Source organism: Terriglobus sp. RCC_193, assembly GCF_041355105.1.
Taxonomy (GTDB): Bacteria; Acidobacteriota; Terriglobia; order Terriglobales; family Acidobacteriaceae; genus Terriglobus.
Genome location: NZ_JBFUPK010000001.1, coordinates 1,796,066 through 1,816,761, shown reverse-complemented (window position 1 = coordinate 1,816,761; position 20,696 = coordinate 1,796,066). Strand labels below are relative to the sequence as shown.

The following is a 20,696-nucleotide window of genomic DNA, read 5'->3' as shown; positions in this document are numbered from 1 at the left end:
ATGACAGCATGAAGGTCGCCCCTTTGGAGCGCGAAGGGAGTGATCAGACTGCACAGGGAGAAATACGCTTTCGCAGTTCGGTCAATGGGCCATGTGAACTGGAGAAGAGCCCACTCTGCTCCTGAGAGTCCGTCACCATGGGATCGTTCGATCAACTCGATTAGCGCAGTATGCAGTTCTGAAGTCATTTACCGCCTACCATTTCCAATTGACTACAACTGAGGGGACTTGTTTCCCACGTCTATTAGTGTTGGTCCAAACGATTCGATTAAGGTGCCTCATTGCTGGAGGCCCGAACCATGCCTCCTCCGCATCGGTCGAACGGAGATCGAGCAGAAACCTCATCCCGCAGAACAGAAAATGTGCGGCCGCTATATTGTCCTCATTGTGTGTGTCGTGGAGGCGAACGAAACGCAGGCGTTCCTCTATCATCACGTTTTCGCCTGCCTCGGCCACCACGTATAGACCACCCACGCCTTCTAAACGGGTTTCGCCAAAAGCCACACGTACTAGGTGATCAGTGGGCCAGCCGGTCCGATCACCTCCGGGGCCGATCCCAGCTGAACCTTTGAAGCACAAATTGATGAGGGTCTTGACGAACCAACGTTCTAACAGAAGACCATCGAATGTGCGACGTATCGGGAAATAGTGGCGCCTGCGGAACTCTTCACGATCTTGTGCAAGCGAAAGACTCTCAGCAAGCATGTTCAGCATGCCGCTCGCGATTTCATCTACGTCTTCACCTAAGCGATTGTTATGCCTCTCACAGAGCATGGCTCTACTTAGGCCTTCGAGTGGCATCTCGACGGGCTTGTCCATGCATTGAGGCAAACCTTGCACCATAACGGTCTTCGTGCCAAAGAAGTTCTTGGAGACATAGTGCTCCTTGGTGATCTTGTCGTCACAATCGCCAAGGCATCTTGCCCAACATTCTTTAGCCATTTCAATAACCTGACGTCCGCTTTGGTCGATTGTTCTTGCTTAACGCTTTTGGGGCTTTTGTGGATACATGCGTCGGAACTCATCCGGCACCCCTTCGGCCGTATGCTTTACGCGCTGGGCGATGATGGCTGCGTCGGGTTTCTTGATGTGAGCTTTCCAACCCGCCTCATTCTGAGTGTCACCCGTAGCAACGCCACGGCCGTTCTGTGTCGCCTTAAAGGTTCCATCCTTCTGCCTTGCCACAATCACGTCTACAGTGCTCGCCATTTGTTTTCTCCTGAGCAGGGTTTACCAGTATGCCGGATGCGTTTCAAGCACTATCAAATGCAGAATCTGGTTCATGCGCTAACACGCGCTTCGTATATCGTTTGGTATGGCTTTTGAGGCGAAGGACGGCATTACTTTGGCGCTTGGAACTCTCGGTGCCGTGCTGGGAGTAATCAATACATGGAACGCGATCAATCAGCGCCGTGTGAAGCTCCGTGTCGTACCAAAGACGGCTTACTTTGCGAGAGACCGCAACGCCTACCTCGTTCATCGTGATGGCATGGATAGCGGTGAGATGGGATGCATCGAGGTCATCAATCTGAGCAGCTTTCCAGTTCCCATTCAAGAGATCGGATTCACCATCAACGGCAAGATCGGGAAGAATCCAAGACAAGCTGTCCTCCAGCCAATTACCATCGATCACCAGCCGTTTGCTCGCATTCTGCAACCGCATCAGAGCGTAACGGGCTATTTTGACTGCGCGAGGCTCAGTGCCGACATCGGTAGGGCCTATGCACGCACCGACAGCGATGAGGTAGCTTACGGCAGCAGTCCCGCTCTCCGCTATCTACGTCAGAGGGCAAGAGGTTGATCCACCAGAAGAGTTTAGACTTCGTGGGCCTTTCTGTGCTCGCTTTATCACTACAGTCGTGGTGGTGAACTCAAAGCTACTGGGAAGAGGGGGTTCCTATCGCGTCGGGAGTTGCGCCGAGCTTCTCTTGAAGCGCCGAACACTCCTCCACTGTGGGAGACGTCCATCCCGACGGCTTTTCTTTCCACGGATTCACTCCGATGCACTCCATCAGGCGAACTTTATCGGGGTCTTGTAAGGCTGTTGATACCTGTTTCTCGGCATCCTGCAACTGCTTCATCTTGGTTTCGTCTTCGCTAGCATTCCGCAGATCGCACGAAAAAATGTATCCGCGTGCGAAGTTAACCATTCCGCACAGCTTCTGATTCTCAAAGTCAACAGCCTGTGTGCGTCCCTCATCGCTCAAAGCTATTGGCAGGCCTTCACGCCATTCCGCACAACCTACCTTCTCAACGGCTTCTTGGCGACCGAAAAGCGAGAGATGTGCGTCGATCGCTCCCTTTAAGCCGTAACCTTCGCGGGCGTCGAGACTGACTACCAAGGGACAAACAAGTGCGGCATTTTTTGTGTAGAGCGGCGCTGCAAAGTTCACTGGGGTTTCTGCGGGAGCGGGGTGAGTGCCACTCTCAGCGGAGTGTGGCTCACCGTGGCTCGCTGAATTGTTTTTTGGACTGAAGATGATGAGTGCCACGATGAGGAGGAGTGCGATAACTACTAGTTTTGCCAATCGTTTCAGCCCTGACGCCATCTCACGCTCCGAATGATTTAGCAGTGAACGCAACTGCATAGAATCCATGCTGCATTAGGTTCAGTGTCGCATAAGACACTGTGTCTCCGAACTATTTCTTCAAACTTGGGGCATGGAAGTCCCAAACGCCGAGCCGAGTACTATTTGCGTTCGCGTGGGAAATCGCATCCGAGAATTGAGACAGGCTAAGGGATGGTCTCAACAGCTTCTTGCTGACCATGCTCAGATTGAACGGTCACATTTGGCCCGCTTGGAACTGGGCGAGCGGGAGGCCGGACTGTTTATGCTGGAGAAAATTGCCAATGCGCTCAGTGTTAAAGTCGGCGCGTTGATCCCATAATTTTGCGGTGAGCGCCTCACAGATGCTCTTCGAGGTCAGCATTTATCAGGCCCTATGACTTCGGGCCGCGCATGAGATTGCTAAGGCTCCGAGCTCTTCCTTCCGCAGTCTTCGGACCTGTTGATAGGCCGCCGTGCCATTTACAGCGCCCGTTAAAGTACAGCACGCTGCTTTGGCATGGTCGCCCTGATCTCCTGCCTAGTCCTCCACAGATCATTCCGTGACACGCTGGAGGATATTTGGGGCACGCCGGAAATATCAGCTTCTGAGATGGCAGGAAGCATCCTCCTCCATAACGCTGTGAGTTCGATTGGGCTTGCATCTCAGCTTCTCGCAAAATCTGACGATGTATTGCATCCACACGCCAGTATTCGGCCCAGAAGGCTTTGAGCAGTCGCCGCAACTCTGGTGTGCTCATCTTAATTTCCACCGATCATTCAAATGGGCTGGAACCCTTGGAACGCTTCAACAGTCTTCATATGAAATGTCGCTTCATCTAGCGATAGTTGAAATCGTGTTCCAAAGGTTCCAGAGGGGTTAGTTCGTGGATGTGCTGTCGAAACTTGCTGGGGCCTATGAGAACGGTTGCCCAACAATGAAAGACGCTTTCAAAGCCAGACCGCGATAGCGAAAACCGTCACTTCGCTCTTTCTTAAATTCACGTTGCAAGAACTCTGAGAACCTTTGCTGAGACACTGGGCTCTCCCCTCGCGCTCGTTTCCAGGCAGAGTAATCAGCATAGAGATCGCTCGCTTTTGGAAGTGTATTGGCGGCACGTGTGTCTCTTTCAATGCGTTGTGCTCGATCTTCCAACCACATATCCGGTGTTGATTGGGATGCAAAGTAGTCTGCGCTTTCATCTTCCACTGCACGGCATTGCGGTAGTCGCTTACCTGACACGAGCCATTTCCTGTGGCCGTCAATAAGCCATGACAGAACATATGCCATGCTGTCCCTTAGTTGCCGGGGAAGGTTAGCGTTTTTTCGTCCGATGAAGGATGCACGGAACGGAACGATCCTTATGCGGCTTCTGACTCCATCTCCAACGCTGCGCAGTTGCGGACGGTGATTGCCATAGATGAGGTGCTTATGAGTGCGGTTAAATTCAAAGAGGTCTCCACGCATAAAACGGGCAGACAGACGTGCGTCACCTGTTATTTCGTTGATGCGAGCCTCATCCCAATGCTCTCCATCGTTGATCTCTGAGGAAACAGCGAGCCGGACGCCGCAGAGGTTGGCAATATCAGTCGGATGGCTTTCTCCGCGCTTCGCCATCAGAGTAGCCGTGGGTACTTTACGTGCGTAGTCGCCCATTACATCCATCACGAGATCGCCAAGCGTATTCTTCCCATTACGCCCTGCGCCGATCCAGAACAGCATCCAGTGAGATTCCACCGCGCCGGAGAGACAAGAGCCTAATGCGACCTGTAGGAATTCGATCAGTTCGGCATCATTCAATGTGATCTCAGATAGAAAATTGTGGAAGATTGAACCACCTCCTGATGCCGGAGCCACGGCCGTACACATTGTCAGAAGTTCGCTGGAATCGTGCTTGTGGATATCGCCCGTTCGAAGGTCGATTGTTCCGGTTGGAGTGTTTAATGTGTAATTGTCGCGGTCAAAGTCAGTCGACTTTTGCGCGAATGTTCTGCTGGTGCGAGCGAGTTTCTCTACACCTGAACAGAACGACTCTGAGCCCATTGCAGCTTTACCATCTCGATTCGTTTCTCTGGACAGGAGCCGTGCGAAGTCAAAGGCTTTGCCGGTCTGTTCTATCTGCCAGCGCGTTCCGATCCATTCAAGCCACTTCGACCGTGTGTGGTCGAACACCAGACTGCCTTCATATTTGCGAGCGAAGATCTCAGCTACGCTGTCCTGTGTTTTCACTTGAAGCATCACTTGGTCTACCGCGTCCAGAGACTGTAAGGGAGCCTTGTGATAAACCTCCATTGTGCGCTCGACGGCACGTAAGATCGTCTGGGGTAGGTAGTCCTTGCGCTCCCACTTTTCTCGGAGTAAGCGGCTCTGCCGCATCAAGCGTTCGATTCGTTCACAATTGCCACCTGTCCAGAACGACAGGTGCTGAGCTAGCGCAGCATCTGCCGCGGAAGCGTCATAGCCATTTTGATTTGGCTTCGGATATGCAACTTCCAAAGCTCCCGCGTTTGCTGTCCATAGATCGGAGAAGCTCGCTTTGCTTCCAAACGTGCTCCCCAGGCTCTGAGAGCGTGAAGCACGCCGGATCAGTTCAGAATCATCACTCGGCCCTCTCCACTCCGGTGATGCTTCGGTCGTCCAGTCATGCCGCTCTTCCGCAGTAGATGCCGGAAAATACTTGGCGATTAACGCGGGAAGTAATGCACTCGCGTCATACGCAGCGTCTCCCACAGAGTTTGTTCCGGTCAATGCTACGTACCGGCCACTGCTATAAAACTCCATGCCAAAGACCGCATTCCGACAGCTATGCGCGGAAGGGCGCCCAGAGCCAATGATGTGCAGCCCACCACCGGATTGACTTACTTCGATGTAGCAACCAGAAAAAAAGCGACATAGCTCTTGTGCAAGAGGCGACCATGCTCCATCAACGAGACAAGAATCTATATCGAGCAACCAGAAGGGATCATTCTCAGTGAGGACGAATCCTAGATCATGCCCGGATGCACGAATAGTCTCATGCGAAGCCCACGCGATGGGATCGAGAGGGTTTGCCACCACACCAGTTAAGTAGTTGCAGGGGAGTTTCCCTTTGCGTGCGATGAATTGATTCCATTTTTCGAGTGCAGAAAAACTCATGCGCTAGCCTCCGATATGGTAAGCATCGCCATTCGCATGCAAGCCATGCACACTGCGTGAAAGGCATAGCTGCCTTTCGCCGCGCCCGGTAAAGGTAAACCTACGATGACTTTGGGTGCTCTATGGCCTTCGGCGATTTTCTTGCAGTTACCGCATGGGGAAGATTCGCAGAGGTGGACGGACAGCCATTCGAGTAGTTCAGGGGAAAGCTCGTGTCTCATCTTCAGACCCTTATCTCCCAACCGATTCGATAAGAGCGCGGACAGACTCCACTGTCCAGGCGGTAGTGCGAGGTCCGAGATGAACGCCTTTCGGGTACCGCCCGTCCTTGATGCCTGCCCACCAAGCGGATTTGCTAACGGGAATTAGCGCGGGAATCCCCTTCTTTGGATTGCCGATAATCTGTGGGAGACGCAATAAACCGGTCTCAGGAAGTTGGATCATTTGGACTGCTCCTGTGTTGAAAAGATCAACGCAAGCCCATAATCTCCAAAGCCGTCCGGCAGTTATATCTGGTTTTTAGCCGCTCGAATCTTTGCGCCTTCGCCCAGTGTTTCTTAATTCATTCCTCAAGCCCTTTGCTACTCGCCGCTCAATAAAAGATTGGCCGCTTGGGCTTTCATCAGACATGGAGCAGTAGAGGAGTGGTTTGGTTTTTGTTGCATCATCTCTATGCAGGTAGCAACGGAGCCAACTCCGATAGTCACACTGGCCTCTGCTGGTCTCTTGTTGCTGCTGCGCTTCAGCAAGGATCAAATCGAGTTCGTTCGGTCTGACAAACAGAGTGTCTTCAGTCACCTCAACAAAAATCAACCTGCTATCCACAGCTCTCTCACGATATTCGAGCAGGTTCAGGCTTCTCTTTTCAATGCACGCCGCGTGGTAGAGCCACCACTTCTTTTCACGTGCGGTCGCCCAGTCGTGATATTGCCGCATACCGTCCGGCGCATCTCGCTGCTTTTGAGCATTTCTGACGTGATATTCGACAGTATGCTCAGAAAGGTTCAGTTCCTTCCCCACGGTTCGGTACCCACCGCCCTCAGCTTTATGTTGTGGTAGAAAATCATCGTATTCATCCACCATGCACACAAGTTCATAACACAACCACATCGTGTAGGGATTAGGTTTGCGGCCGCGCTTCTTCGGGGGATTCATACTATCTTCCATGCAACTTCAGAGGAATATCATTGAGACCCCGACAAGTTGGTAGTACTTATCGGGCAATTGCGTTTTTTATAGAGATCAGCCCGCAGGGATCGTTCAGGCAACTTCTGTTCGCATCTTCAGCACTTTGCCGCGCTGTTGTGTTTCGAGGTAGTTGCTCCACCACTGCATCATCTTGGTGCGTGGTGAAAGGTAGAGCGCATGGTTGTACGCGGCACTGACAGCATTCCGCGGCGAGTGCGCAAGCTGAAGTTCAATGTGAGCATGCTCAAAGCCCTGCTCGTGAAGCACTGTAGATGCTAGCCCCCGGAACCCGTGCCCGGTCATGATGCCTTGATAGCCCATTCTTCTCAGAGCGACTAGGATCGTGCCGTTCGACATAGACTTCTTTGGACTGCGATCCCCAGGGAAGAGAAGCGAGCCTTTTCCCGTTAAGGTCTTCAGCAATTCCAGAATTTCGATGGACTGCGTGGACAGCGGAATGATGTGAGGTGTTCGCATCTTCATGCGTTCAGCCGGGGATATTCCACCGCTTCTCTTCGAAGTCGATTTCACTCCAGCGAGCGCCAATTAACTCGCCCGTACGCACAAAGGTGTGTGCCAGCAGTTTGATTGCAAGACGAGTGATGGGCGTGCCTTGGTAAAGTTCCACGGCTCGCAGCAGGGCAGGAAGATCCTTTGCGTCAATTCGGGCGTAATTTGTCTTCTGAACCGATTTGAGGACATCGGCTGGTTTGAAATCAGCAGTAGGGTTACGAGTGACGTAACCATGTGCGATGGCATATCGGAAGACCTGGCCTGTTGTCTCCAACGCACGCTTGGCGATATCGTGGGCGCCGCGCTCTTCGATTGCTTTAACCATCGCGACAATGGCCGGAGCTTCGATCTCTGCAATGACCTTGGCCCCGATGGCAGGGAAAACGTCAGCTTTCAAGCGGCGAGACACTGCGTCAGCGTGTCTTTCACTCTTACCAACCTTCCAGTGCCTATGCCATTGCTCAGCGATCTTCTGGAACGAATGTAGATCTGCGGCGATCTCTGCCATACGAGCCGCCTTGCGTTGGGCCATGGGATCAATCCCATCGTGCAACAACTTTCGGGCAGCGCTGTGCTTCTCCCGTGCAGCAGCGAGAGACATCTCCGGGTAGCTACCGAAGCTCATCAGCTTTTCTTTGCCATCGAAGCGGTATTTCCAGCGCCACAGCTTCCCGCCAGCAACAGTCACCAGCAGATAGAGGCCACCACCATCGGCAAGACGAGTGTTCTTCGAGGTAGCCTTTGCATTCTTGATCCGCGTGTCTGTGAGCTTCACCAATACCCCAAAGTTGACGAGTACCCCCGTCTTCAAATTTGATACCCCCACATGTACACCCATCTGACACAGGACGTCAACGGACATGCAGAGACGCCTTGGGACTGTTTGAGCTTGATTTTATCGGGTAATTTGAGTTGAGCGCGGACTGTATGGGACTTGCGCGGACAATCCTGGACGGGTGGATGGCGGAGAGGGAGGGATTCGAACCCCCGTTCGGCTTTCACCGAAAGCTGTTTTCAAGACAGCCTGTTTCAACCACTCACACACCTCTCCGCGGGCGGGGTTGTTCCTGCTTCAATCGTAGCAGGAACATGGGTTTGCATCGTGTTTTGTGGCGCATGCGTCCAATGTTAGGGGGTAGCATGGAAGTATGCCGGTGACTACCAGCAAGACTTCGTTTGAGAGTACGCTTCGTTCCGCGAAGACTTCGCTGGTATTTCGCGAGACGATGCATCTTGCCTTGGACAGTTTCCGCGCCAGCAAGGTGCGTTTCCTGCTGACCATGCTGGGCATGATTATTGGATCCGCTTCGATTGTGCTGGTGGTGACGGTGGGGATGACGGGGCGGCAGTATGCCCTGGAGACGTTGTCGAGCATTGGCCCCAACATGGTGGAGATGCAGTACAACGGTGGCGCTACGGTGGGCGCGGATGGCGCCTCCACGCCGGATTACATGACCAAGGAAGATGAGGCGGCGGTGCTGGCGCAGGTGCCGGGCATTGCGCAGAGCTCGCCCATGCTGGAAGTGCATGCGCCGATTTCGATTGGCGAAGGTAAGACACGCGATGTGATGCTGCTGGGCGTGTCGCCGCGGTACAAGGACGTGCGCAACCTGGGCGTGTTGAGTGGACGCTTCTTCGACGATCAGGACACCATCGTGCATGAGAAGGTCGGCATGATTGTGGAGCCGCTGGCGAAGGTCCTCTTCGGTTCAGACGATGCGGCCGTCGGCAAGGTGCTGAACCTGAGCGGCATCCCCATCACCATTGTGGGCGTTTTCAAGCAGCGTGTGGACACTTTTGGCCAGTCCGAGATCAGCGATGATACGGTGCTGCTGCCGTATCCGGTGGCGCGCTACATGACGGGAACGGATACGGTGAAGGAAATCTTCTTCACCATGAAGGACCCGGCGGATGTGCCGCGTGGTGCGGAGAGGATCCTGGAGCTGATTCAGTCGCGGCATCGCAAAGGCAGCAAGTACACGGCGTTTACGATGGTGGCGATTCTGGACACCATGAAGAAGGTTGCCGACTCCCTGACGTATGTGTTGACGGCGGCTGCATTCATTACGCTGGTGGTTTCGGGCGTGGGCATCATGAACAGCATGCTGGCGAATGTGACGGCGCGTTATCGCGAGATTGGTATTCGCAAGGCGTTGGGCGCGACGCGACGCGAGATCCGTCTGCAGTTTCTGACGGAGGCGGTTTTTCTGTCATTAAGCGGCGGCGTGGTGGGTACGCTGCTGGGGCTTGCGCTGCCGATTACGGTGAACCTGCTGACGCCGGTGCATATTCCGATGTCGGGATTATCGGCCGTGGTGGCACTGTTGACCAGCGTGCTGGTGGGTGTGGTTTTTGGTACGGTGCCGGCGAACCGGGCAGCGGCACTGGATCCGGTGGACATGCTCAAATACGAGTAGCGGCCTCTACTACATTTCGGACCCAAAATTACATGTGTCGTGCGAGCTGTTCCAGTTCGCGTTGCATGTTTTCAAGGGAAAGATTCGTCGCGTCTAAATGGCTGGCGATGTGGCGTGCCCCTTCGGTAGAGACGCCATAGCCGCGTGCGGCGAGAAAGCTGGCGATCAGCTCCGCGGCCTGCCAGTTATCCAGACCGGAGCTGAGTAGTTCATTGCGCAGATCGGCAACGTCGTCCTGCGAGAACTTGCCATCGTTGGGGGATATTTCCATCCAGATGCTCCTTCCGCGTTGGTTCTCCCGAGAATTTGAAGGTTTAGACGTGATGTGCGCGTCGGGGTTGCGCCTACCTGCGGATTCTTATAGGTTTTGCGCCTGTCGGTTTGCGAAGTTGCGGAAGAGCATGGCGAGGCGTGTTCACGATATCCTCAAAGAGACATGAGTACACGCATTCTGGACGGAACCGCCATTGCTGCGGAGATTAAGACCGAGTTGAAGTCGCAGGTGGAAGCGTTGGGATACACGCCGGGATTGACGGTGATTCTGATTGGCGAAGATCCCGCCTCTGCCATTTATGTTCGTAACAAGGTAAAAGCCTGTGAGGAGCTGGGCATTCGGAGCGTGGAACTGCGCCCGGAACCGACCATCACCACGGAAGAGCTGCTGGCCATGATTGGCGAGCTGAACGAGGATGACAGCGTGGACGGCATCTTGGTGCAGTTGCCGCTGCCGAAACACGTGGATACCAAGAAGGTGCTGGACGCCGTTACTCCTGAAAAGGATGTGGATGGTTTTCATCCCGTCAATGTGGGCCGTCTGAGCACGGGGCAGGATTGCCTGACGCCCTGCACGCCGACGGGCGTGATTGAGATCCTGAAACGCAGTGGCATCTCCGCGGAAGGCGCGGAAGCGGTTGTCATTGGCCGTAGCGACATTGTGGGTAAGCCAGTGGCGATGATGTTGACGGCGGCAAATGCCACCGTGACTATCTGCCACGGACGGACGAAGAATCTGGCGGAGCATACGCGGCGCGCGGACATTCTGGTGGTTGCCATTGGCAAGGCGGGGTTTGTCACCGCGGATATGGTGAAGCCGGGCGCTGTTCTGATCGACGTAGGTATCAACCGGGTCAGCGATGCGGCTGAGGTAACCCGTTTCTTTGGCGATGATGCGAAGCGCATGGAGACCTTTGGGAAGCGCGGCTCGGTGGTGATGGGCGATATTGCGCCGCAGGCATTTGCAGTTTCATCCGCGTACACGCCGGTCCCGGGGGGTGTGGGTGCGCTGACAATTGCCATGCTGATGCACAACACGGTGAAGGCTGCGAAGCTGCGGCGGGTTGTGAAGTAAACGCGATGCTGCGCGTCGCGCTGACGGGTGGAGTGGGCAGCGGTAAGAGTACCGCTGCGGTCATGCTGCGCGAGTGCGGTGCGTATCTTTCTCAGTCGGATGAGGTGGGCCGCGCGCTGATGCAGCCGGGCGGCGCCGCATTTACGGCGATTGTGCAGCAGTTTGGTGCAGGCGTGGTGCGGGCGGATGGAGCGCTGGATCGTGCGGCGCTGGCGCGGATTGCATTTGATGAAGGCCGTGTTGAGGAACTGAACAGCATCGTGCATCCGCTGGTGATTGCAGAGCAGGCACGGTGGGCCGCGGAGATCGCAGCGAAGGATCCGCTGGCGGTGGCGGTGGTGGAATCGGCGCTGGTGTTTGAGACAAAACATGCGGCCAGTGCGGAGGAGACTGCTCCGTGGCGCACGCGCTTTGATCGCATTGTGGTGGTGACTGCGCCGGAGGAAGTGCGGCGGTGGCGCTATATTCAGCGTGTTTCCGGTGCGGAGGAAGCAGCGGCTGCGGCGGATTTCGATCGTCGTAACGCAGCGCAGTGGAGCGATGAACGCAAGGCTGCAATGGCGGACTTCGTGATTGAGAACGACGATTCCCTGCAAGAGCTTCGCGAGGAAGTGCAAACGCTTTGGGAAGAGTTGCAGAAGGAATCGGCCGAGCGCGCCGAGAAAGCGATGTAGCGGCGCGGATACACTGGAAGGGCCTGTCTTTGGTGCGCTCTGGAGGGCGCCTGGATGAAGTTGCGTAGAATTCTGCTGGTTGTTTTGTTGTTGGTGGGTTTTTATCTCCTGACGCAGCATTTGTGGCCCACGGGCACGGTCGCTGCGCTGATGCAGCGTTATGTGCCATCGATGAGCGATAGCCGGATGGAACATGTGAGCGGGCCGCTAGGGGCGTTTGATCTGAACGTGGCCAATGCGCAGCCTGCGTATGACACGGAAGAGCAGAACAACATTGCCGTGTACAAGCGCGTGACGCCGAGCGTGGTGAACATTACCAGCACCACCATTGCAATTGATTTTTTCTATGGCGCGGTGCCGCAGCAGGGGCAGGGCTCGGGCTTCATCCTGGATAAGCAGGGCCACATCCTGACGAACAACCATGTGATTGGTGAGAACTATCAGCGTGTGGAAGTACAGCTTGCGGACAAGCACAAGTACAAGGCGCAGGTGGTGACGGTGGACAAAGCGCATGACCTTGCGCTGCTGCAGATCAACGCGCCGAACCTGCAGCCTGTGGAGCTTGCGGATTCACGCAATCTGCAGGTGGGGCAGAAGGTGTTTGCCATTGGCAATCCGTTTGGTCTGTCCGGCACCATGACACGCGGCATCATCTCTGCCATTCGCAGTGTGCGTGGCCCCAACGGCAATGCGATTGATAACGCCATCCAGACCGATGCGGCCATTAATCCCGGCAACAGCGGCGGTCCGCTGATGAATTCGCATGGGCAAGTCATCGGTATCAACACGATGATCGCCAGCAACAACGGGGCGGATCAGAGCGCGGGGATTGGTTTTGCCATCCCGATCAACACGGCGCGCGCGGTGCTGGATGATTTCTCAAAGTACGGGCACGTACGTCGACCGTCCCTGGCGATTACACCGTTGGAGATTGGGCCGGATCTCGCCGACCAGATCGGATTGCCCGCGGATTACGGTGTGCTGATTCAGCGTGTGCTGCCGGGTGGCGCTGCAGAGCGCGCAGGCCTGAAGGGCGGAACACAGCGTGCCGCGCTGGGCAATACTCCGGTGATGCTGGGTGGCGATTTTATCGTGGCGATTGATGGGGAAGAGATCACAAATGTGCAGGACATTTCGAGCGTGATGAACTCGCATAAGACCGGCGATGTGGTCACTGTGACAGCTTTCCGCGGACGTCGCAGGATGGATGTGAAGGTGACGCTGGGCGAAGCGGGGAATGATCGGCAGATTTGAGCCGGATGATTCGGTAACAGGGAACGTTCCGAAGCGATGATGACAACCCACATCTCAAAGCCGAGATGTGGGGCACCCGTTTTCCCCCGGCATCGTAGTGTGTGAAAGGAATGCAGGTCCCCTTCGCTTCACTCGAGGGCATGCTTCAGCTCCGCTTCGCTTCGTTCAGGATGACGGTCTTCGACCGTACGAGCTTCGCTGGTAGACGAACTTCGTCATAGGAGCTTCGCTGGTGGCGAGCTTTGCTTCCGATACAGGGATGACGGCGTGACTACCGTTTGAGAAAACGTCGTTCCCGAGTTGCATACTTTCCGCTGAGCACGCGGGCGATGGCCTCTGGGTAGGCCTGATGTTCCTGCTCGAGGATGCGCGCGGAGAGCACGGCTTCATCATCGGTGTCTTCCACCGGCACAACGCGCTGCAGGATGATCACGCCGTGGTCCACGGCTTCGTCCACAAAGTGGACGGTGCAGCCTGCGACCTTTGCGCCGTAGTCCAGCGCCTGTTGCTGCGCGTGCAGGCCGGGGAAGGACGGCAGCAGCGACGGATGGATGTTGAGGATGCGATTCGGGAAGGCGCGGATGAACTCCGGTGAAAGCACACGCATGTAACCGGCGAGGATAACCAGGTCAATCTCATGCGAGTTCAGCGCGGCGATCATCTTTGCGTCGTGTTCAGCGCGTGGCACGCCTTTGGAGACATGGACCTCAGTGGCCAGGCCGCGTTGCTGCGCTGCGGAGAGGCCGGGTGCATCTGCAATGTTCGATAGCACCACGGCAATTTCGCAGCCGGTCAGGGAGCCGTTGGAGATGGCGTCGGCGATGGCGATGAAGTTCGATCCGCGGCCGCTGAGCAGAACTCCGAGCCGCGCCTTGCGAGCCTCACTCATACGTAGTTCACGCGGCGTTCGCCACGTGCAATGCGACCGATGACGTGGAAGCGTTCGTTGGCGCGGTTCAGGATGGCTTTGGCCTTCTTCGCTGCTTCCGCAGGGACAACGACGATCATGCCGATACCCATGTTGAAGGTGCGCATCATCTCATCCTGATCCACCTGGCCGAGTGTCTGCAGGTGCTGGAAGAGAGGCGGAACCTCCCACGAACTGAGTTCCACCTGCGCCGCAAGGCCCTTGGGCAGGATGCGCGGCAGATTTTCCGTGATGCCGCCGCCGGTGATGTGAGCCATGCCGGTGACGACGCCTGCGGAGGTGAGTTTCTTCAGGATGCTGAGGTAGCTGCGGTGCTGGCGCATCAGGGCCGCGCCGGTCTTGTCCTTCAGCTCATTGACGTAATGGTCTGCACTGTACTTTGCTACTTCGAAGAGCAGCTTGCGGGCCAGGGAATAGCCGTTGGTGTGCAGGCCGTTGGAGGGCAGACCAAAGAGCACGTCGCCCGCCTGAATCTTGTCACCGGTGATGATCTGGTCGCGATTGACCACGCCCACGATGAAACCAGCGAGGTCGTATTCGCCTTCAGAGTAGAAGCCGGGCATCTGCGCGGTTTCGCCGCCGATCAGCGCGCAACCGTTGGCGCGGCAGGCTTCGCTGAGGCCCTCGACGACCTTCTCCAGAACGCCGCCTTCGAGCTTGCCGGTGGCGAGGTAATCCAGGAAAAAGAGGGGGGTGGCGCCCTGCACGGCGATGTCGTTGACGCAGTGGTTGACCAGGTCGCAGCCCACGGTGTGGTGAATGCCGAGCTCGAAGGCAACCTTCAGCTTGGTGCCCACACCGTCCGCGCTGGAGACCAGAACGGGGTCGGGATACTTGGCTATATCGAGGCCAAAGAGGCCGCCGAAGCCGCCAATTTCGCTGAGGACGTTCTTGTTGAACGTCTTGCGCGCAAGCATCTTGATGCGCTGCTTGGTGCGGTCGCCTTCAGAGATGTCTACGCCGGCGTCAGCATACGTGACGGGCTTCGTTTTGATGGCGGTTTTAGTTGCGGCCTTGGTTGTCTTGGTGCCTGCGTTCACGTTCGATCCCTTGCGTCTTTGTCGCGGAGTGGTTGGCTGCGGTGTAAGGCGGTCGGCGGCGCTCTTTGCTGCGTGAGCTTTGAGGATATCAGGCGCGGCGTGTGGTACAGGGCCTGGGACTGTTCTCAGGGGAACTTTATACTTTTTCTGATGCCACTTTCTCTGAATCGCTCCCGTGAACTGCAGCAGCGCGCTGAGGCGCTCATCCCCGGAGGCGTGGATTCGCCGGTGCGGGCTTTTCGTTCCGTTGGCGGTGATCCGCCGTTTGTGGAACGCGCAGAGGGCGCGTACCTGTTCGACGCGGACGGCAACCGCTACATCGACTACTTCGGCTCGTGGGGTCCGATGATCCTGGGCCATGCCGAAACCACGGTGACCGCTGCGGTGCAGGCCGCTGCGACGAAAGGCACGAGCTTTGGCGCATCGACCGCGGCGGAAGCGGAACTGGCTGCGATGGTGATGCAGTGCGTGCCGTCCATTGAGAAGCTGCGCTTTGTTTCCAGCGGCACGGAGGCGGTGATGAGCGCCATCCGCGTGGCGCGTGCGTTTACGCATCGCAATCGGATACTGAAGTTTGAGGGCTGCTATCACGGCCATTCCGACGCTCTGCTGGTGAAGGCCGGCAGCGGCGTGGCGACGCTTGGCATTCCGGGTTCCGCCGGCATTCCCATGGAGACGACGCAGTTCACCACGGCGATTCGTTACAACGATCTGGCTGAGGTGAAGGCGGTGTTTGCGAAGCATCCCGGCGAGATTGCATGCGTGATCCTGGAGCCGGTGGTGGGCAACGCGGGAACGATTCTGCCGCAGCCGGAGTTTCTGGAAGGTCTGCGCGAGATATGCACACGCGAAGGCACGCTGCTGATCTTTGACGAGGTGATGACGGGCTTCCGAGTGTCATTGGGCGGCGCGCAATCGCTTTATGGCATTACGCCGGACCTGACGACGCTGGGCAAGATTATTGGTGGTGGGTTGCCGGTGGGCGCGTTCGGTGGTCGTGCGGAGATTATGAATCTGCTTGCGCCGCTGGGGCCGGTGTATCAGGCGGGAACGCTCAGCGGCAATCCGTTGGCTATGGCTGCGGGCATTGCGACACTGCGGCAGTTACTGGATGGTGGCGATGCGCTGTATGACCAACTCGCGGAGACGACCAGCCTGATTGCGCATGGGGTGGCGCGGGAAGCGAAGAAGGCTGGCGTCGATCTTTGGGTTGCGGGAACAGGTTCGATGTTTACGTGGTTCTTCCAGCAGGGGCCGGTGCGGAACTTTGAGGATGCTTTGAAGAGTGATACGGAGCGCTTTGGAAAATTTCACCGTGGCATGCTGGAGCGCGGTGTGTGGCTACCGCCCTCGCAGTTTGAGGCTGCGTTCGTATCGCTGCAGCATGGCGAAGCGGAAGTCGAAGCGACCATTGCCGCTGCGCGTGACGTGTTTGCTTCGTTTTAAGACTGCTGCGAGAGTTTGAGGAAATCGACCTCGCCCGTTGTGACGAAGCCGAGTGCTTTGTAGATTGCGATGGCGCGTGCGTTGGTGCTGACACTGTGCAGGTAAGGGATATCGCTCGAACCATCTGCTAACAAGCGCTGGATGAGATGCTGCGCGTAGCCCTTGCCGGTGTGGCCTGGGCGTGTGCAGACGCCGCTGATCTCACGCAGCCCCGGCATACGTGTGCGATGGCCTGCCATAGCGACTAGCTGCCCGCTTTCACGTATGCCAATGTAACGGCCCAGACGATAGGTCTCTGCGCGGAAATAGCCGGGGAAGGCTGCCTGTGTCAGCTCCACCATCTCATGCGCTTCCGCAGCGCTTAATTCGCATTCATTTGGTAGTGGGGCGGGTGGGGTGAAGTGCGTGCGCGGCTGCCATGCCATTTGCACGCAGGTGGCGTGTATTGCATCCGGCATTTCTGCCGCTATGTGTGGGATTACGCCGATGAAGTTGGTATCGGTGTCGCGGCGCAGTCGCACGGGATCGATGTTCGTTTCCGGTGTTGCGACTGCTGTGAAGGGAAGTATTTCGGGACGATAGCGCAACGCTCCGCCAACGTGCTCTCCGAAGGCGCTTTGGGCTGTGGTGAGCGCGCTGTAAAACGGGTTTGCGAGGAATGCCTTTTGCGCTTCGTTGAGAAGGGGCATGGAATTATTTTGCGCCTTATTTGATGGTTTTGATTCCCTTCGACATCTTTGGCCAGGCGAGGAAACCAGGTCCTTCGGCTTCGCTCAGGATGACGACCTGCGGTCGTATGAGCTTCGCCGTGATTGAAAAGGCCGCGATTGCTCGCGGCCTTTCATGTTTGTTAAGTAAATGAACTAATAGTTCTTTGCCTTTTCGAAGCGCTTGTTGATTTCTTCCCAGTTCACGGTGTTCCACCATGCGGCCAGGTAGTCAGGGCGACGGTTCTGGTAGTTCAGGTAGTAGGCGTGCTCCCAAACGTCGTTGCCCAGGATGGGATAGCTGCCGGTGGAGATGGGGCTGTCCTGGTTGGGCGTGGTGACGATGGTGAGCTTGCCGCCCTTGAAGATGAGCCATCCCCAGCCGCTGCCGAACTGCTTTGCGGTGGTTTCGTTGAAGGTCTTCTTGAAGGCTTCGAAGTCGCCGAAATCGGCCTTGATCTGGTCAGCGATCGCGCCCGTGGGAGCGCCTCCGCCGTTGGGCGTCATGATCTCCCAGAACATGGTGTGGTTGGAGTGGCCGCCGCCGTTGTTGCGGACGACGCCGCGCACATCTTCCGGGATGGCATTCAGGTCCTTCAGCAGATCGTCGACGGACTTGGTTCCGAGTTCGGGATGCTTCTCCACCGCGCCGTTCAGATTGTTCACATAGGTGGCGTGGTGCTTGTCGTGGTGAAGCTTCATGGTCGCTTCGTCAATGTGCGGCTCCAGGCCGTTATACGCGTAGGGAAGTGGCGGAAGTTCGAAAGGCACGGTGTTCTTCTCCTTGGGTGTTGCTCTGTCTCGGGGAAACTTGTTGGTGCGTCCATTATGAAACACCCGGGTTCATAATGGGCAACACACGGCTTGCGCGCTAAGGTTGGATGCCGGTGTGCTCGGAGTGGATGCGCGGTTGTGTTGTGGATTACGGAAAGCGGCGCAACTGTCGATATTTCCCATGTCAGAGCGGGTTCAGCCGTGTACATGCCGCGCCGGGTAGGGTGTAATGGGAGCAGCATGAACGCATTGACCGCTGCATACCGGTGGCTGAACGATCAAGGCCCTGCTTTTGGCGCACCCGGGCTGGAGGCGCGCTGGACTTCCAGTAAGAAAGATGCCGTGTGTACCGCGTACGCTGCATCCAGTCGTGTCTGGTACACCATCTCGCACGGCATTCTGAACGAAATTTACTATCCGACTATTGATCGCCCGCAGACACGGGACATGGAGCTGATCTTCACGGACGGCGAGACGTTCGTGCATGAAGAAAAGCGCGATTTCGAGTTTGATTTTCATTACATTGACCCGGATGCGCTGGCGGTACGCGTGGTGGCCAGCGACCTGGGCGGACGCTACACGGTGACGAAGGAATTCGTCTGCGATCCGCATCATCCCGTGGTGCTGATGCACGTGAAGATTGAAGGTGAAGAGAGCGTTCTGTCACGCCTGAAGTGCTATGCGCTGCTGGCTCCGCATTTGAACGGTGGCGGCGCAGGGAACAGCGCACGATCCATTGAAGTGGCAGGACGGCGCGCGATCCTGGCGTGGAAAGAAAGCACGTCGCTGGCGATGGGGGTGGATTGCGGATTCACACGCACCTCCTGCGGTTATGTGGGTGCGAGCGACGGCTATCAGGACCTGTCCGGCAACATGCGGATGGACTGGGAGTTTGGGCAGGCGCTGGATGGCAACATTGCCGTGACAGGCGAAATTGATGTAGCTCGTAACCGCGAATTCACACTGGCGATCGCGTTTGGCGATGGCTATCACGCGGCGCTGGCAGGCATGATGCAGTCGCTTTCGGTGCCATATGAACTGCATGTGAAGCGATTTGTGGAACAGTGGCATCGCGCGGCTTCGCCGGAACGGTTGGCTGCGGCATCGCATGACAACGGTCGCCTGATGCGCATCAGCCACAACACGATCCTGGCGCATGAGGACAAGACGTACTCCGGCGCGTTCATCGCATCGGCCTCGATTCCGTGGGGCAATGCGAAGGGCGATGACGATCTGGGCGGCTACCACCTGGTGTGGACACGTGACATGATCCAGTCCGCCACGGCTCTGCTGGCGTGTGGACGCATTGATACGGCGCGTCGTGCGCTGGTGTATCTGGCCTGTACACAGCGGCCGGATGGGTCGTTTGCGCAGAATTTCTGGATTGACGGAACACCGTACTGGACTGGCATTCAGCTGGATGAAGTGGCGTTTCCCATCATGCTGGCGTGGCGTTTGTGGAAGCTGGATGGGCTGGGAAATTTTGATGTGTTCCCGTTCATCGAACATGCCGCGGCGTTTCTTGTGCGCTATGCGCCCATTACGCAGCAGGAGCGATGGGAAGAGGCGTCGGGTTATTCGCCTTCGACGCTGGCTACGGTCATTTCCGCGCTGGTGTGTGCAGCGGACGTGGCGCGTGCGCATCATTCGCCGGAACTGGCAAACTTTCTGGAAAGCTATGCCGACTGGATTGAAGACCATCTGGATGAATGGACCGTTACAAATGACGGTGTACTTCATCCCGATATAAAGCGGCACTATGTGCGTATTCAGCCGCCAAAGCCGGGCGAGAGTTTTTACAATCCCGACTTCGGCGAAGGCCGCTACAACATTGCCAACCGCGCGCCGGGCGAGCGCTACAACTTTGCGGCGAACGAGATCGTGGATGGGGGCTTCCTGGAGCTGGTTCGTTATGGCGTGCGGCGCGCGGATGACCCGCTGATCGTCGATTCGCTGAAGGTCATCGACAAGATGTTGAAGATCGACACGCCCTATGGTGCGTGCTGGCGGCGATACAACCACGATGGCTATGGCCAGCAGAAGGATGGCGAGCCGTTCATCCACTATGGGCAGGGGCGTGCGTGGCCCATTCTGACCGGCGAGCGAGCGCACTATGAACTGGCTGGTGGCGGCGATTACGCACAGTACGTGAAGGCGATTGAGCGGTTCAGCTCCTTTGGCGGCATGTTGCCGGAGCAGGTGTGGGACTACGCGGACATGCCGGAACAGGGACTGTACTTCGGCCGCAGCGCTGGTTCGGCGCAACCACTGGTATGGGCACATGCGGAGTACATCAAGCTATTGCGTTCGGTGGTGGATGGGCGCGTGTTTGACCGCATCAGCGTGGTGGAAGAGCGCTACGGCGTGCGGCGTGAGGAGCGTACCTTCCGCAGCGAAGTGGAATTTTTCCAGATCACACGACCCATTACTGAGTTACCCGCGGGGAAGCGTTTGCAGGTGCTGGACCCGGCGCGTTTTCGCGTGGTGTGGACGGTGGATGGATGGGCGAACACCCACAATACCGATGCAAAGCTGATCGGCTATCCGGGGTTTGCGGCAGAACTGCCTATTCCTGCGGAAACAAATGGAACACTGGAGATGACGCTGTTCTGGCCGCTGGAAAACCGGTGGCTGGGCCATAACTTCTCAGTGAATCTGGAAGGGGCGTGAGGCGGTTTCTTCACGTCGCCTGTACACTGAAAGCTAAGCCCTGTTTACGTAAATG

The 20,696-nt window shown here is 56.6% G+C and carries 22 protein-coding genes and 1 tRNA gene; 8 read left to right on the top strand and 15 right to left on the bottom strand.

The window, feature by feature from the left end:
• Window positions 1-195 precede the first annotated feature (195 nt).
• Complete coding sequence (locus AB6729_RS07620) at window positions 196-942, bottom strand: CoA transferase (protein WP_371080977.1); 747 nt, start codon at window positions 940-942, stop codon at window positions 196-198.
• Between the two features lie 39 nt (window positions 943-981).
• Window positions 982-1,209, bottom strand: coding sequence for a hypothetical protein (locus AB6729_RS07615; RefSeq protein ID WP_371080976.1), 228 nt, complete (start codon window positions 1,207-1,209; stop codon window positions 982-984).
• 106 nt (window positions 1,210-1,315) lie between these two features.
• Between AB6729_RS07615 and AB6729_RS07610 the strand changes: the two genes are divergently transcribed.
• The gene (locus AB6729_RS07610; protein ID WP_371080975.1) at window positions 1,316-1,801 is read left to right on the top strand and encodes a hypothetical protein; all 486 of its coding nucleotides are present in this window, start codon (window positions 1,316-1,318) and stop codon (window positions 1,799-1,801) included.
• Between the two features lie 76 nt (window positions 1,802-1,877).
• On the opposite strand, the gene AB6729_RS07605 is transcribed toward AB6729_RS07610, so the two are convergent.
• Window positions 1,878-2,597 (bottom strand): hypothetical protein, encoded by a 720-nt coding sequence (locus AB6729_RS07605; protein ID WP_371080974.1) that lies wholly within the window; start codon window positions 2,595-2,597, stop codon window positions 1,878-1,880.
• Window positions 2,598-2,661: 64 nt separating this feature from the next.
• Between AB6729_RS07605 and AB6729_RS07600 the strand changes: the two genes are divergently transcribed.
• Window positions 2,662-2,889, top strand: a complete 228-nt coding sequence (locus tag AB6729_RS07600) for a helix-turn-helix domain-containing protein (protein WP_371080973.1) — start codon at window positions 2,662-2,664, stop codon at window positions 2,887-2,889.
• 52 nt (window positions 2,890-2,941) lie between these two features.
• Here AB6729_RS07600 and AB6729_RS07595 read toward each other — a convergent pair whose 3' ends face one another.
• From AB6729_RS07595 to AB6729_RS07565, 7 genes are all read right to left on the bottom strand, one after another.
• Complete coding sequence (locus tag AB6729_RS07595) at window positions 2,942-3,106, bottom strand: HGGxSTG domain-containing protein (protein ID WP_371081205.1); 165 nt, start codon at window positions 3,104-3,106, stop codon at window positions 2,942-2,944.
• A 356-nt stretch (window positions 3,107-3,462) separates the two neighbouring features.
• Window positions 3,463-5,682 carry a phage/plasmid primase, P4 family gene (locus tag AB6729_RS07590; RefSeq protein WP_371080972.1) on the bottom strand — a complete coding sequence of 740 codons (2,220 nt, stop codon included), beginning with the start codon at window positions 5,680-5,682 and terminating at the stop codon, window positions 3,463-3,465.
• A 231-nt stretch (window positions 5,683-5,913) separates the two neighbouring features.
• Complete coding sequence (locus AB6729_RS07585; protein WP_371080971.1) at window positions 5,914-6,126, bottom strand: helix-turn-helix transcriptional regulator; 213 nt, start codon at window positions 6,124-6,126, stop codon at window positions 5,914-5,916.
• A gap of 75 nt (window positions 6,127-6,201) precedes the next feature.
• Complete coding sequence (locus AB6729_RS07580; protein WP_371080970.1) at window positions 6,202-6,837, bottom strand: hypothetical protein; 636 nt, start codon at window positions 6,835-6,837, stop codon at window positions 6,202-6,204.
• Between the two features lie 105 nt (window positions 6,838-6,942).
• Window positions 6,943-7,347 carry a tyrosine-type recombinase/integrase gene (locus AB6729_RS07575; RefSeq protein ID WP_371080969.1) on the bottom strand — a complete coding sequence of 135 codons (405 nt, stop codon included), beginning with the start codon at window positions 7,345-7,347 and terminating at the stop codon, window positions 6,943-6,945.
• Window positions 7,348-7,357: 10 nt separating this feature from the next.
• Window positions 7,358-8,245: a tyrosine-type recombinase/integrase gene (locus tag AB6729_RS07570; RefSeq protein ID WP_371080968.1), complete on the bottom strand. Its 888-nt coding sequence runs from the start codon at window positions 8,243-8,245 to the stop codon at window positions 7,358-7,360.
• 99 nt (window positions 8,246-8,344) lie between these two features.
• Window positions 8,345-8,434 (bottom strand) — tRNA-Ser (locus AB6729_RS07565).
• 97 nt (window positions 8,435-8,531) lie between these two features.
• Here AB6729_RS07565 and AB6729_RS07560 point away from each other — a divergent pair.
• Window positions 8,532-9,800 carry an ABC transporter permease gene (locus AB6729_RS07560; RefSeq protein ID WP_371080967.1) on the top strand — a complete coding sequence of 423 codons (1,269 nt, stop codon included), beginning with the start codon at window positions 8,532-8,534 and terminating at the stop codon, window positions 9,798-9,800.
• 28 nt (window positions 9,801-9,828) lie between these two features.
• On the opposite strand, the gene AB6729_RS07555 is transcribed toward AB6729_RS07560, so the two are convergent.
• Complete coding sequence (locus AB6729_RS07555) at window positions 9,829-10,071, bottom strand: hypothetical protein (protein WP_371080966.1); 243 nt, start codon at window positions 10,069-10,071, stop codon at window positions 9,829-9,831.
• A gap of 165 nt (window positions 10,072-10,236) precedes the next feature.
• Between AB6729_RS07555 and AB6729_RS07550 the strand changes: the two genes are divergently transcribed.
• Genes AB6729_RS07550 through AB6729_RS07540 form a run of 3 tightly spaced genes read left to right on the top strand, consistent with a single transcriptional unit; the run spans window position 10,237 to window position 13,076 of the window.
• Window positions 10,237-11,148 (top strand): bifunctional 5,10-methylenetetrahydrofolate dehydrogenase/5,10-methenyltetrahydrofolate cyclohydrolase, encoded by a 912-nt coding sequence (locus tag AB6729_RS07550; RefSeq protein WP_371080965.1) that lies wholly within the window; start codon window positions 10,237-10,239, stop codon window positions 11,146-11,148.
• A gap of 5 nt (window positions 11,149-11,153) precedes the next feature.
• On the top strand, window positions 11,154-11,822 hold the full coding sequence (gene coaE, locus AB6729_RS07545; protein WP_371080964.1) for a dephospho-CoA kinase: 669 nt from the start codon (window positions 11,154-11,156) through the stop codon (window positions 11,820-11,822).
• A gap of 54 nt (window positions 11,823-11,876) precedes the next feature.
• Window positions 11,877-13,076, top strand: a complete 1,200-nt coding sequence (locus tag AB6729_RS07540; RefSeq protein ID WP_371080963.1) for a S1C family serine protease — start codon at window positions 11,877-11,879, stop codon at window positions 13,074-13,076.
• A gap of 271 nt (window positions 13,077-13,347) precedes the next feature.
• Here AB6729_RS07540 and purN read toward each other — a convergent pair whose 3' ends face one another.
• Complete coding sequence (gene purN / locus AB6729_RS07535) at window positions 13,348-13,965, bottom strand: phosphoribosylglycinamide formyltransferase (protein ID WP_371080962.1); 618 nt, start codon at window positions 13,963-13,965, stop codon at window positions 13,348-13,350.
• Window positions 13,962-15,044 carry a phosphoribosylformylglycinamidine cyclo-ligase gene (gene purM / locus AB6729_RS07530; RefSeq protein WP_371080961.1) on the bottom strand — a complete coding sequence of 361 codons (1,083 nt, stop codon included), beginning with the start codon at window positions 15,042-15,044 and terminating at the stop codon, window positions 13,962-13,964. Before purM ends, purN begins: the two co-directional genes overlap by 4 nt.
• 150 nt (window positions 15,045-15,194) lie before the next feature.
• On the opposite strand from purM, the gene hemL reads away from it, so the two are divergent.
• On the top strand, window positions 15,195-16,490 hold the full coding sequence (gene hemL / locus AB6729_RS07525) for a glutamate-1-semialdehyde 2,1-aminomutase (protein ID WP_371080960.1): 1,296 nt from the start codon (window positions 15,195-15,197) through the stop codon (window positions 16,488-16,490).
• On the opposite strand, the gene AB6729_RS07520 is transcribed toward hemL, so the two are convergent.
• The gene (locus AB6729_RS07520; RefSeq protein ID WP_371080959.1) at window positions 16,487-17,179 is read right to left on the bottom strand and encodes a GNAT family N-acetyltransferase; all 693 of its coding nucleotides are present in this window, start codon (window positions 17,177-17,179) and stop codon (window positions 16,487-16,489) included. The two genes, hemL and AB6729_RS07520, sit on opposite strands and share 4 nt — an antisense overlap.
• 174 nt (window positions 17,180-17,353) lie before the next feature.
• The gene (locus AB6729_RS07515; protein ID WP_371080958.1) at window positions 17,354-17,968 is read right to left on the bottom strand and encodes a superoxide dismutase; all 615 of its coding nucleotides are present in this window, start codon (window positions 17,966-17,968) and stop codon (window positions 17,354-17,356) included.
• Between the two features lie 243 nt (window positions 17,969-18,211).
• Here AB6729_RS07515 and AB6729_RS07510 point away from each other — a divergent pair, with 243 nt between their 5' ends.
• The gene (locus AB6729_RS07510; protein WP_371080957.1) at window positions 18,212-20,641 is read left to right on the top strand and encodes a glycoside hydrolase family 15 protein; all 2,430 of its coding nucleotides are present in this window, start codon (window positions 18,212-18,214) and stop codon (window positions 20,639-20,641) included.
• The last annotated feature ends 55 nt before the right edge of the window (window positions 20,642-20,696 follow it).